Genomic DNA, 12,882 nt, shown 5'->3' with positions numbered 1-12,882 from the left:
TCTACAATCTCAATTTAGCGATTGAAATATTAGGTAAATTAGCCCCTCTCGCCACGTCCATAATCTGAATTATCTTATCATAGATAATTTGATTTTCCGCAGCGATTATAAGATCGTTTCTGTCTTCGACATCCTGATAACGCTCGCGTATCTGGACTAAATACGATTTAATGCAATCATAAGCCGAGATCTCTCTCAATTCATAATCGGCAAGACTTTTTATCTCTTCCAATGAACGTGCGGCGATTTCGGTGGTATCGTCCTCGTCGGAACTTTCCCTTACAGCCAAAACCGAACTGCTGAAACGAGTAAGCAGAGCGTATTTTACATCGCCGACTTTCAAATTGTTTTCGCCGACAGGATCCCCGTTTTCTTCGGTTATCAAATCGTTGTCATTAATTGAGTACCAACCTTTCAGAGGTTTGGTATATTGGAGATTGTCGTCAACTTCCCAAGCGATAAGATTTATTTCTTCTCTCTCCTGAGGAGTATAAGGCAATCCTGACCTAGGATTTATCGGCATGTCGGAATATACCATCGTCTCTCTGTCCAACTTATCGGGATGATATTCCACATCTTTCAACGCTTCTCCGTTCGACTTTGAAGTATAGTCATGATACTCTTTATAGAATACCGACGGTAAGAAACCGTTCGCCGCGCCTATGGTCAAACCTGAATCTGAAATCAACACGGTAAGAATCAATTTATTTTCTTCTTCCGGCGGTTTTGCCGCCTGCGTAGTCTGCGTCTGCGAACCGCGGCCTCTCGGAAGCGTTATATCCACAGTAGCGATTTTCGCAAATTCAGCAGACACCAACAAAATCGGAATAAGGACGACCATTAAGGACATAAAGACGGTTAAATCCAAGTCCTCCGGCGTCGTTTCTTTCTTTTTTATCTTATTAGCCATTTACAAACCTTCTTTTTTTAATAAAGACCGTCACTACGCTTCAATAAGATTTACAAGTTTTGACGTTTTTTCATCCAAATCGGCAAGAACTTTATCAGCTTTACCCGCCAAAGCGCCTTGTATAAGAATGAGCGGAATAGCGTTTGTAAGACCGAAAAGCGTTGTTGACATAGCGATAGAAATACCTTTCGCAAGTTCCGTAGCTCTTTGAGCGGCCGGAGCGTTAGCCACAGCGTCAAACGACATCATAAGTCCGAAAATCGTTCCCATAAGTCCAACCATCGTCGCGGTATTTGCGAACATACTTATAATCGATATATTCTTCGTAACATTCGGAGCGTCGCTTAAAAACACTTCGTCAATCGCTTTTTGAACTTTTTTGCTTCCCGCATCACGATTTTTTATAATTGCGGCAACCGCTTTCGCAAGCGGCATGTTTGGTTTTGATTCGGCAAATTTTTGCGCCTTATCCCAATCGCTCGTTTTCACAAATCTTTGAAGAGAACTCATAAAATCTTTAGTATTTCCCGCCGTAAAGAACAAATAAATAAATCTTTCGATACAAAAACCAAGCCCGCTAAGTCCCAACAATAAAATCCACACTTGAGACCAAGTTCCGCCATTTTCCGGTTTGAACCCCACAACGATGTAATTAATGAACAAATCCATTTTTAACCCTCCACGGTTAGTTGTTAATAGTTATTATCTTAAATCCACTCTTAATTATAATCCCAATTTTTCTTTAAGTTTCGCAATTTTCGTTTCTTCTTCAATTATCGCTCTTCTCGCATTCGCTTCCCTTGACGCCAAAACCTCTATTTTCTGATTTATATCCATATTTCCGGAAAATATGGAAGCAATCGCAGATATCGCCTGTTGATGTTCGCTTTCAGCCGTCTTTTTAGCAGCATCAGCAGCGGAAACTTCAACAAAACGACCTTCGGACCTCGCTTTCGCCACTTCCGTATCCAAATCTACGGAAGCCGCGGGTATATCTTCCAAACCGAACTCCGCCGCAAGAAGTCCCAAATGCATCTGAATACTGTCTGACCATCCGTTTTTGCCGACAAACAAACCTGTAGCGTTTGCAATACCGTATTGATACACCGGCAAAGCACCTTGAGCGTATTGAGCGTAATATTCTTCAAGAGCGTCAATGTAAGCGACTTCTTCTTCTTCATCCAATCCTTTGGGAATTTCCGAATTACGCAAAAGAGTGCCGGCTTCTTCAAACGCATATCCTTTAAGAAACCATGCTTGCATCAAAAACAATTCGGCTTCTTTTACATAATCCGCTTTAATACCGTTTTCACGAGCAAGCTGTATCGCCTTGTCAAATCTTCCTATCGCTTCGTCATAAATCGGCTGAACCGTTTCGGATAATATTTTAACTTTCGTTCCAAGTTTAACTTCGCTTTTACCGATAAGCGTCTGCTCAAGTACGTCATTCGCATAGTTCTTAGCCGCAATACCGATTGAATAAATTGAACGTATCGCCCATTCGGCTACCGCTAATCCTACAGCGCTCATATAAGAATCAATAACCGGTTTAAACGCTTCCGTTTTTTTCTTCGCTTGTGCGTCAATATCTTTTTGCGTCTTTCCGGTAAGTTTAATAGCCTCAAAATCGCGGCGAAGAATTTCACCCATATTGAAGTACGCTTTCGCCCCGTCTTCAGCGGACAACGCATCGCTGTCCTTAAACTTAGCAAATATCTGTGTCGCTAAATAGAAATTCGCTTTCGCTTCCGGTTCGTTTTTCAAATCCATATACGCCTGACCCGCTTTCACCAAGGCTTTAACTTGACTGTCGCGGTTTGAAGTGTACTTTTTGGAATAATCGACAAAAGCAGCCGCCATTTTCTGGAAATCGCCCATTTTTTCGTAACACAATCCGATTGAAAAATATCCTGACGGAGCGAACTCGGATTCAGTATATTTTGTCCCAAGAATATTATATACTTCAATCGCTTTAAGATAATTCAGCGCGTCTTCATATATCAAACCGGCATTATACAATGCTTGCGGAGTTTGCTTATCCGTTGGAAATTTTTTATATATTTCATAGAACATATCCCCGGCTAAATTCAGTTCGTTAGCGCTTTTGTAATATTCCGAAGCGCTTGAATAAGCGCCGACGGCGAATTCAGGTTTTTTAACAACCTCCGCCGCCAATTTCATCGTAGCGCCCGCATCGGCAAATTTCTTGGCTTTAACATAATTTTCCGCCGAACGAACGAACGACATTTCAATAAGAACAGACGCGGGGAATTTAACGTGCAATTCTTTAAACACTTCCGCAGCCGATACCGCAGAATCCGCTTGTTCATACGTTACAGCCGCCTCAAACCAACCTTTGTCGGCTACTTGGCTTGTCGGATATTTCGAAACAATTCTCTTAAATTCCAAAACTGCGGGAACAACTTGTTTGTTTGTTCTCAAATCATCGGCTTTTTGGAAAATCGCCGCCGCCGCCAGATCGACATAGTTTACGTAATCCTCGCTGTTTTTCGGAGTTCTTGCGATAAGCGTATCGTAGTTAGCGATACCCAAATCGTATAATTTATCCTTAACATAAGAATCCGCCGCAAGTTTCGTAGATCTTCTGAACATTGACGTATCGCTTTTCCCGTATGCCGAAAGCAATAATTGACAAGCCGCAACCGCCTCTTTGTAATTTCCGCCGTCAAAATGAACGCTTGCCGCCAAATAAAGCACTTCGGAAGCGCTTTCGCTTTTAGGAAACTTCGCCTGATAACTCTTTATGTAATTAATAAATTTCGTCGTCGCCGGCAGAGAATACGCCTGCACGGGGGTCAAATTACCTCTCTTAATTTCAGATTGGCGAACGCTGTCCAAAGCGACAATAGCGTTAAATCCTGCATCCGATTGAGAAATATTGACGGGAGAAGTTTTACTTGTATTTTCCGCTTTTGCCTTTTCAACATCGCTGGCTTCCGCACCCAAAGTATCAATATCGGATTTATAAACCGGGTACTTGCTTAAATCGGCGCTGGCTACGAAATCGTAACTTTCGGCTGCTTTTTCAAATTGTCCGGTTGACATATACGCTTCCGCCACATTGTAACGATATTCATAAACCGGCCATTTGTCGTCGGGATAACCGCGTATAACTCTTTCATAATAATCAATAGCCTTCGTATAATATTTTTTCTTTCCTTCTGGGTCTTTACTTTCTTGCGCCAAAGCATGATTATATATAGCGATAGAACTCAGCGCGTTTTTAATACTCTCGGCGGCTGAAGCCAACGCAATAGGCTTATTCGCATTAGCGTTCGCCCACGGGCTTCCGGCGCTATAAGCCGCGACCAATTTTTCTCGTTCAACGTTAGCCTCTTCGTTTTTCTTGCGAATAACTAAACAGTTGATCACATTTGTTTGCGCCCTAGGAGCGTCTATAAAAAGCGGATACTTTTCAATCGCTCTCTTCAAAGCCACGATACACTGGTCGAATTGTCCGTGGTCGTAGTTCTTCATACCGACTTTATAGATAATTGTGTCTTCATAAGAACGGCTGCCGATTTTCTTAAAATAACTTATTGCCGCATCCGCGCCTGTCGGCATATCCGAAAACGAAACAGCCAAATATTCTAACGCTTCTCCGCGAAGTTCTCTTTTGGGATATTCTCTTCTGTCGCATTTATCGACATAAGAACCGAATAATTCTGCAGCTTTATCCAAATCGCCGCGGTTATAATAAATTTCAGCCTTACGGAAATGAGCCATTTCTTTAATATCGTCGGTAACATGTTCATCTTTGATTTTATTTAAATTCTCAAGCGCACAAGCATAATCCCTGACATCGGAGAAACATATTTCAGCGACACGGAAGTGCGCCGCCGACGCACGGGTAGAATTCTGATACTTCTGCGTCAACGTAGTAAAAGCCGCTCTGGATTTTTCCGTATTTCCGTCAAGAAGGTAAATGTTTCCTATTTGATAATATCCTTCCGCCGCCTTAGTAAAATCCGGGTATTTCACTACCGCTTCCTCATAAGTTTTTAACGATTTATCATAACTGGGTCTCGGAGGAATCGGTTTTTTACCTACGGGATTTTTTTCCCATCTGCTCATCGCTATTTCATAATCGTTCTGCGCTTTTACAAACCCGTCTCTCGCATCTTTATAATAACCGCTCGCAAGAGAAAACATAGCGTCTGCGCAGCGAGACGTCTTATTATTGGCATCCTTACAATTTTTTTCGTAATAGCTCTCATATTGGGCGATAGTTTGCTCCACGCCGACCGTGGGAGCGTTACCTGCCGCATTTACTTTCGCTTCTTCAGCCGCTTTTTGTTTTTGCATCGCCTCCAATTTTTTGATGAGCTCTTGTCTTTCTTTCTCTTTTTTCGCCGCTTCCTTATCCGCTGCCGCCGTTTGTCCGTAAATTCCGGACGGCGTGACAATCGCCATCAAAAACACTGCGATAAAACCAATCAATCTAATTTTTTTCATAACCGCTGCAAGCTCCTTATCCGGCTCGTTATTATTTTTTAGAATCAAAACTTTTCATTTCGTCAAAACTTCATCTCTATAATATAATAATTCACCAATTAAAAATTTACTTATTTTTTTTCAAAAAACTCATTTTTTTTCTTAAAGAGAATTTCCCAAAAACACATTTTCAAATTTATCTTTTGCCATTTCGGCTGTTTTAAAGTCATCAAAAATGCCGAATATCGTCGAACCGGAACCTGACATAATCGCCGCGTTGGCGCCAAATTTCAGCAAATTGTTTTTAACATCCTGCAATTCAGGGTGCAGTAAAAATACAATCTGTTCAAAATCATTATGCATGTTTTCTGCAATTTTTTTAATATTTCCACTTTTTAAAGCATTTTTTATCGTCTCGGTTTTATCGGTGTTCTTTCCGATTTTTGAGTAGTCAATTTTGGCATACGCCTCTTTTGTAGATACTCCGAACGGAGGAATTACAAGCAAAAAGAACATTTTTTTGCAATTGTTTTCAATAGGATGCAGTTCCTGCGCCGCTTCGGAATCAAACGCGCTTTTCCCGTAAAAATAAAACGGGACATCCATTCCTAATTTCCTTGAAAGTGAAATTTTTTGCGAAAACGGAATTTCTATGTCCCATAATTCAAACAAAAGTTTTATCGTTTCTGCGGCATTTGAACTTCCGCCGGCAAGCCCGCCCTGAACCGGAATTTTTTTTTCGATGTCAATAGAAACATTTTCTTTAATTCCAAACTCTCTTTTTACCAAATCCGCCGCTTGCCAACAAATATTCTTTTCATTCAAAGGAACGTTCGGATTATCGCAAAAAATTTTCATCGCTCCGGATTTCTCAATGGTTATTGTATCACCCAAATTAATTTGATGTTTTATTATTCCGAGTTCATGATAACCTGCAAACTCTCCATCCGGTATTTTTTTTATTATGTCAAGCGCAAGCGTAATGCGCGTATAAGAAATTCCTTGAATCACATTCCCTCTTTCAATTCAACTCTATCCACTTCCAAATTTTCCAAACTTCTCCGTGTTTTTTCATGGCAAAAATCTGCCCGGTAATATCGACGACATCGTTATTTCCCCCGTATATGATCCTCATTTTCGACGACTCTGTTTTTACCAAAGCCGAAACCGTATCGTCTCCGCGAATCTCATATTGAACGTCCGATACATAAAACGGAGATAAAAATACTATTTCTTCAAGCGCTTCAAACATTTTTCTATGAATTCTGTATTCGTCTTCCCATTTTAACTCAAAATAAGACAGATTTGGAAACAAAAACCTGTTCGGTATAAAAACGCTGTCGATAAAAACTTTCGGTATTGTCGCGGATAAAAAATTGTTTAACTCAAACAAGTAGCCGTCGGAAATCTGGGTATATGACGAAAATTCATTTTTTGAATATATTAAATCTTCAAAAGAATAAATATCCTTACGCTCATACGCTTCTTTCAAAAGTTGAATCGTCCTTCCCGGCGAACTTTCAATCTGTTGCGGCGTACCTGTTTCCGGGAAAAACGGATTAAAACAACTAATTACCGACAAAACCACTGTAATAAGGATGAAAATAAGAGTATTTTTCACCGATTTCCCTCCAACGAACAATCTGCCATCCGGATAATCCTCCATACCTTATAGTAATTCTCGCTTCTCCCCTTATAGTATCCGAAATATTTTTTGAAACAATTTTGAAATTACGGATGTTAAGTTCGACCGCTTCATTCATTGAAATATATACATCGCCGGCGTCGTTCCCGCTCCAAAAACATCTAATTGAAGTATCGGCGCAAATAGAATTTATGCGTCCCAAAAAATCATTAGACGAATATTCCTGATCGTTTGCGTCGCAGTAGAACGAGACGGAATTTTCAAACAACTCAAGATAACTGTTAAAACTGAAATACGCCGAAGTTTCCGAAACTATTTCTCGAAAATTTAACCTGTCTTCAAACTTACCTGCAGGCAACGGCGGTTCTTCCGGAACAAAAATGCATCCGAGAAATATCGTAACGGTTACAGCGATTACAATTTTTTGCAAACTCTCATCCGTTTTTCAACAAATCCAAACACTCTGCGCGAACAGCCTCAACACCGGCGATCATTCCGGCAATTCCGGTTTCGGCTACGAGACCTCTCCCCTCTTGATCGTTGTCCAAACGTATATACAAAACCTGCAATTCCGCATCTATATCTTTTAGGGCCTGCGACGGATTTTGCAACATTTTTAAACGCCAATAATTATATTGGGCGTCAAAACTTTCTTCGTGCTTCTCCCGCAAATATTTTTCCATAAAACCGCACCTTTTATTGAATTTTTATAGTTAAAATAATATTTGTTAAACAAGCGTTTCGTTTAAAATTACTTTAATTTCGGTCGTTTTGAAGTCTTTTTGTTTGTGCATTTAATATTTTCCTTGCCGACTGTATGCTTTTGAACATTTTTTATTGATAAAAGACTTATAGACAGGAGATTTTCGTGGATTCATTATCTTTGCTCAGCGGAATTTTGTTGATTTTGTCGCTCATAGGGATAGCGGCTCTTTCTTCTTTAATTTTCAAAAAACTAAATTTCCCTTACACTATCGGGTTGGTGGTAGTCGGAATTATCATCGGAACGCTTTCGATTTTATACCCGAAAGAACTTGCGGTCTTTGGAAATTTACAGTTATCTTCCGATATAATTTTGTATTTGATTCTTCCGGTTTTAGTGTTTGACGCCGCGCTAAACGTAGATAGTAAAGTGCTTTTCAAAAACATAGTCCCGATTGTCGTTTTGGCGGCGTTCGGACTTTTAATTTCTGCGTTTATCGTGGGTGGGTTATTGAGTTTAACATTGGGATTGTCTTTCGGCGCAATGCTTTTATTCGGAGCGCTTATTTCCGCCACCGACCCTGTAGCGGTTATCGCACTTTTCAAGGAAGTGAGCGCACCAAAGCGGCTCACAACGATAATCGACGGCGAGTCAATGGCTAACGACGCCACCGCCATAGTTTTGTTTGGAATTGTTTTTTCTCTAACCTACATAAAGACAGGCAGCCTGCAAGCCGCTCAAAGCGCCGCAAACTTGAATATTCCGCTGGCGATATGGAATTTCTTCGCTATTTTGGCGGGCGGAACCGCTGTCGGAGCAGCTGTCGGGCTTCTTGGTTCGTATATCTGCAAATTAGATAAAGACAGACGAGAATATCAGATAGTTTTGAGCGTAATTATGGCGTATTCGGCTTTTATAATCGCCGATCAGCTTGAATTTTCGGGAGTTATGGCGTCGCTTGCCGCAGGAGTTGCGCTTTCGCTTAAAGCAGAGGACGTTATCAAACGAAAAAATCGCGAGCAAGTCGAAACATTTTGGGGGTTTTTCTCTTTTTTGGCGAATAGTTTCGTGTTTTTGCTTATGGGAATGACACAGGCGCACATATTCAGCCAAAGTCCGATTACGACCGGCGTCTTAGCGGCGATTGTAGTTTCAATTGTCGTTTTATTGATTGCAAGATACGTCAGCGTCATTGCTTGCAACGCTCCGTATAACTTTTTTGTGAGAAAGAAAAATCCTGAACTTGTTATTTCACACAATTATTCGCTGATTTTAACTTGGGGCGGACTGCGCGGAGCGATTCCTACGGCTTTGGCGCTTGCAATCCCTGTGGATTATCCGCACCGCGGACTGATAGTTCAACTCACTCTCGCCTGTATTTTGTTTTCACTTTTTGCGGAAGGAACGACCGTAAAAAAACTTATGGACAAACTTGGCATTAAACCCGAAAACATGGAAATCGATGAAAATATATGCGCAAAGAAAGAATATTCCTTCTTAAACAAAGGGCTTATCGACTTGATAATAACCAAAATCATTAAACATTGTGAAGAAGAAGGGTTTTTCATTCGCGAAAAATTGGAAGAAGAACAACGAGATTATATGATGCAAATGCGTAAACATACGTTCTTGTTTAGGGCTACCGATGAAAATATCCAGGTTGTCGCCGAACCAAAAGACATCGGATACGCAAGCACGATTATGTATGAAACGGTTATCGAACTTAACCAGTCGCTTGGTTCGATCGCCGAAGTTATGAGACCGGACAAACTAAACCAAATTATTTCAAACGACGATTCGGAAAGTGAAACGACTTTCAATTATATGAAATATTTGTCGTCGGATTCGGTAATTGTTCCGTTGAAAACCACAGAAAAAAAAGGGGTTATCCGCGAATTGGTCGATATTTTGGAAAAAAGCGGAAAAATTTCAAATCTCAGCGAAGTTTATGACGAAGTGCTTGAAAGAGAAAAATCTATGTCCACCGGACTCGGCGACGGCGTAGCGTTTCCACACGCAAGAACCGACTCGGTAGAAAACATTACGGCGGCTATAGGCGTTTTGCCCGACGGAATCGAATTTGAAGCGATAGACAAAAAACCGGTTTATATCGTCGTGTTAATTTTGTCTCCTAAAAAGGATTCAACGCCGCATTTGCAGTTTCTTTCGGAAATGAGCAAAATTTTGTCGAAAGCAAACGTGCGGGAAAAAATCATAAACGCACAAAATTCGCAAATATTGTATGAAATTTTAAAAGAGAAAGACTGGTGAGTTTGCAGTTAAAGAAAACCAAAAAATTCTTTAATTCGCAAGCCGGAATATTTCTTATTTGCGGCGTATTGGCGTCGATATTTTTTTGTTTTCATTACGGAATCCGAATTCTCAATTTCCAATATATCGACTGGTTGCTTGTAAACGAACATGATGTCGCATTGGAATATTTGGGCTGGGAATTTTTTCGTATATCGCAATGGAAATTTCCATTTGGCTTAACAAACGCAAATTCTTATCCGTTTGATGTTTCTGTTATATATACCGGTTCAATTCCGTTATTTTCTTTTATATTCAAAATTTTTTCACCGATTTTACCTGAAAAATTTCAATATACGGGTTTATTTTTGTTGATCATGCATTTTTTACAAGGCTCAATCGCCGGAATTTTAATAAAAAAAATTACTAAAAATTCGGTTTTTTCAATTATCGGCTCTCTGTTTTTCACTATTGCGCCTATATTAACCTACCGCATATTTTATCACGACGGTTTAGCCGCCCAATTTATCGTCTTACTTGCAATATATGCGGCAATTACAAACAACAGAAGATGTATTGTTAAGACTTGTATTGTCTGGTCGTCTATTCTTTCGTTAAGCGTGTTGTTTCATAGTTATTTTTTGCCTATGTGTTTTATTATCATGTCATTTTATTTGCTCCATGATTTTATTATAAACAAAGAATCTTCAAGAATTACATACACCTATGCAAGTTCGATATTATGCGTTTTGTTAATGTTGTACTTGCTCGGATACTTTAACGACAATACTTCCTCTTATGCGGAAGGATTGGGTTTATACAGCGCAAACCTAAATTTCCCGATAAATCCGCAGATAAGTTATTTTTCTACTTTTTTGCCCGTAACGCCCACAATTAATACGGCGCAAGAAGAAGGGTTAGGATATTTGGGATTAGGAATTATTATATCCGTAATTATATCATTATTTATCGTCGCGGTAAAAATCAAAAACAAAAACGTATCAAAACAAAGATATTTACAGTTTGGGCTCATATTTACAATGTGTCTCGTTTTTGTAATAATAGCGCTTTCTCCGCTAATTACTTTAGGAAAGAACAATTGGCTTATTCCGTATCCGGAATTTATTCTGCAGATTTGGTCTGTTTTCAGGGCGACCGGAAGATTTGTCTGGGTTACGGTTTATATTTTAATGTTATTCTCCATATTTTGTATATTCAAGGGATTTAAGCCTATCGCCGCCTCCATAATTCTGGCGCTTTTGTTTGTCGTGCAGTACGCCGACGTACATAAATTCATATACCGCAAAGGCGTAATTTTAAAACACAAATTTGAATATTCCAACAAATTAAATTCTTCAATTTGGAATAAAATCGGAAACGACAACAGAATGATATTTTATACTCTTCCGCTTGCTCAACAATACAGGTATTTTGAGAAATTACATTTATATCCGCTGTCGTATTTTGCGGTTCAAAACAAATTGTTTATGAACGAAAACAATTACTCCCGAGTAATTTTTCCCGTGTCAAAGTACAGAGAAGAAGAAATTGAACGAATTTTGAAAGGAGACGTTAAAGACAGTACGATTTACATATTTGGAAATCTGGAAACAGGCGCTTTTATGGCCGATATTATGCCGACTTACATGGTTAATAACATAGTTTTTGGGCTTAAAAATTCCAAAGATTATCTTGACGAATATTTAATTGCCCCCCCCCACATATCGTACAAAGACAAATTATGAATGCGAATAAACCTATTCTTTCAATAGTGGTTCCGTGTTTTAACGAAGAGGAAGTTTTACCGATTTTTTATAACGAAATCCGTAAAGTTTTTGATGAAAGTTTAGCAAAAGAAGTCGATTACGAGATTGTATTTGTCGATGACGGCTCTTGCGACAAAACCGCAGAAATCATTAAATTTTTATCTCAAGATAATGAGAAAATCAAGTATATGATTTTTTCGCGAAATTTCGGGAAAGAGGCGGCGATGTTTGCAGGACTTCAAAAAGCGAACGGAGATTTTATCGTTACTATCGACGCCGATTTACAAGATCCCCCCGGTTTGCTGCCGCAAATGCTTGAAGCGGTTAAATACGGACAATTCGACTGCGCCGGTTCAAGGCGGGTAAGCAGAAAAGGCGAACCGCCGATTCGTTCGTTTTTCGCAAGAATATTTTACAAAATCATTACAAAATTAAGCGACACCTATGTTGTTGACGGAGCGAGAGATTTTCGTTTGATGAACAAAAAATATGTTAATGCGATTCTTTCTTTGGGTGAATACAACAGGTTTTCAAAAGGTATTTTTCCATGGGTAGGTTTTAAGGTAAAATGGTTTGAATACGAAAATATAGAAAGAGCCGCAGGCGAAACGAAATGGTCTTTCTGGAAATTATTTTTTTATTCTTTAGAAGGCATTATTTCATTTTCAATTAAACCGCTTCATTTGGCGTCAATATTAGGAATAGGAATTTTTGTCTTTTCGGTTTTGCTTTTTGCGTTTATGATTGTCAGAAAATTTATAGCCGGACTTCCCGATACGGGATGGTCGTCAATAATTTGTCTGCAGTTATTTATCGGCGGAATACAACTTTTTACAGTGGGAATTTTGGGAGAATATCTTGCCAAAATTCATCAAGAAGTAAAAAAACGCCCGCATTTCATTGTCGATGGAGAGAAATAATTAAGAGGAAAACAATATGAAGTTTCCAAACAGAAACATAACACTGATAATAAACTATATACTTGATAATATTGTTCCGCCGTTTTTGCGGGATTGCAAAATTTTTATGTATCCTATAATAGACCTCTTGCGAAATCAATAATTATTTTCATAATTGCATATCCCCGCTATTAAATTAAACCTTAGTTTAAATCTTTTTCTTCTGTTTCTGTATTTTTCAGATATTACCTTAA

General features: G+C 39.3%; 11 protein-coding genes. 3 read left to right on the top strand and 8 right to left on the bottom strand.

The window, feature by feature from the left end; all coding sequences use genetic code 11:
- Position 1 precedes the first annotated feature (1 nt).
- From LBH98_01970 to LBH98_01940, 7 genes are all read right to left on the bottom strand, one after another.
- On the bottom strand, positions 2–910 hold the full coding sequence (locus LBH98_01970; protein MDR0303524.1) for a hypothetical protein: 909 nt from the start codon (positions 908–910) through the stop codon (positions 2–4).
- A 33-nt stretch (positions 911–943) separates the two neighbouring features.
- Positions 944–1,579 carry a MotA/TolQ/ExbB proton channel family protein gene (locus LBH98_01965; GenBank protein ID MDR0303523.1) on the bottom strand — a complete coding sequence of 212 codons (636 nt, stop codon included), beginning with the start codon at positions 1,577–1,579 and terminating at the stop codon, positions 944–946.
- 54 nt (positions 1,580–1,633) lie between these two features.
- Positions 1,634–5,386: a tetratricopeptide repeat protein gene (locus tag LBH98_01960; GenBank protein ID MDR0303522.1), complete on the bottom strand. Its 3,753-nt coding sequence runs from the start codon at positions 5,384–5,386 to the stop codon at positions 1,634–1,636.
- Between the two features lie 141 nt (positions 5,387–5,527).
- On the bottom strand, positions 5,528–6,376 hold the full coding sequence (gene ispE, locus LBH98_01955; protein ID MDR0303521.1) for a 4-(cytidine 5'-diphospho)-2-C-methyl-D-erythritol kinase: 849 nt from the start codon (positions 6,374–6,376) through the stop codon (positions 5,528–5,530).
- 10 nt (positions 6,377–6,386) lie between these two features.
- Positions 6,387–6,986, bottom strand: coding sequence for a hypothetical protein (locus LBH98_01950; protein MDR0303520.1), 600 nt, complete (start codon positions 6,984–6,986; stop codon positions 6,387–6,389).
- The gene (locus LBH98_01945) at positions 6,934–7,440 is read right to left on the bottom strand and encodes a hypothetical protein (protein MDR0303519.1); all 507 of its coding nucleotides are present in this window, start codon (positions 7,438–7,440) and stop codon (positions 6,934–6,936) included. The genes LBH98_01950 and LBH98_01945 overlap by 53 nt, the downstream gene beginning before the upstream one ends.
- Positions 7,441–7,444: 4 nt before the next feature.
- Positions 7,445–7,693 (bottom strand): hypothetical protein, encoded by a 249-nt coding sequence (locus LBH98_01940; protein MDR0303518.1) that lies wholly within the window; start codon positions 7,691–7,693, stop codon positions 7,445–7,447.
- A 185-nt stretch (positions 7,694–7,878) separates the two neighbouring features.
- Between LBH98_01940 and LBH98_01935 the strand changes: the two genes are divergently transcribed.
- From LBH98_01935 to LBH98_01925, 3 genes are read left to right on the top strand one after another with little or no spacing between them, the layout of a single operon-like run.
- A complete protein-coding gene (locus tag LBH98_01935) occupies positions 7,879–9,984 on the top strand; it encodes a cation:proton antiporter (GenBank protein MDR0303517.1) in 2,106 nt (701 codons plus the stop codon).
- On the top strand, positions 9,981–11,708 hold the full coding sequence (locus LBH98_01930; GenBank protein ID MDR0303516.1) for a DUF6311 domain-containing protein: 1,728 nt from the start codon (positions 9,981–9,983) through the stop codon (positions 11,706–11,708). The genes LBH98_01935 and LBH98_01930 overlap by 4 nt, the downstream gene beginning before the upstream one ends.
- Positions 11,705–12,649, top strand: coding sequence for a glycosyltransferase family 2 protein (locus LBH98_01925; GenBank protein ID MDR0303515.1), 945 nt, complete (start codon positions 11,705–11,707; stop codon positions 12,647–12,649). The genes LBH98_01930 and LBH98_01925 overlap by 4 nt, the downstream gene beginning before the upstream one ends.
- Positions 12,650–12,784: 135 nt before the next feature.
- On the opposite strand, the gene LBH98_01920 is transcribed toward LBH98_01925, so the two are convergent.
- On the bottom strand, positions 12,785–12,882 hold a 98-nt coding region (locus LBH98_01920), incomplete at its 5' end, for an IS5/IS1182 family transposase (GenBank protein ID MDR0303514.1).

Source organism: Chitinispirillales bacterium (genome assembly GCA_031254455.1).
In the GTDB taxonomy this organism is placed as follows: Bacteria; Fibrobacterota; Chitinivibrionia; order Chitinivibrionales; family Chitinivibrionaceae; genus WRFX01.
Note: the sequence above shows the minus strand (reverse complement) of the source record. Positions and strands in the feature narration are given on the sequence as shown.

Coding starts and splice junctions, on each gene's coding strand:
- LBH98_01925 (MDR0303515.1), top strand. CDS start 11,705: ATGAATGCGAATAAACCTATTCTTTCAATAGTGGTTCCGTGTTTTAAC.
- LBH98_01960 (MDR0303522.1), bottom strand. CDS start 5,386: ATGAAAAAAATTAGATTGATTGGTTTTATCGCAGTGTTTTTGATGGCG.
- LBH98_01965 (MDR0303523.1), bottom strand. CDS start 1,579: ATGGATTTGTTCATTAATTACATCGTTGTGGGGTTCAAACCGGAAAAT.
- LBH98_01970 (MDR0303524.1), bottom strand. CDS start 910: ATGGCTAATAAGATAAAAAAGAAAGAAACGACGCCGGAGGACTTGGAT.
- LBH98_01940 (MDR0303518.1), bottom strand. CDS start 7,693: ATGGAAAAATATTTGCGGGAGAAGCACGAAGAAAGTTTTGACGCCCAA.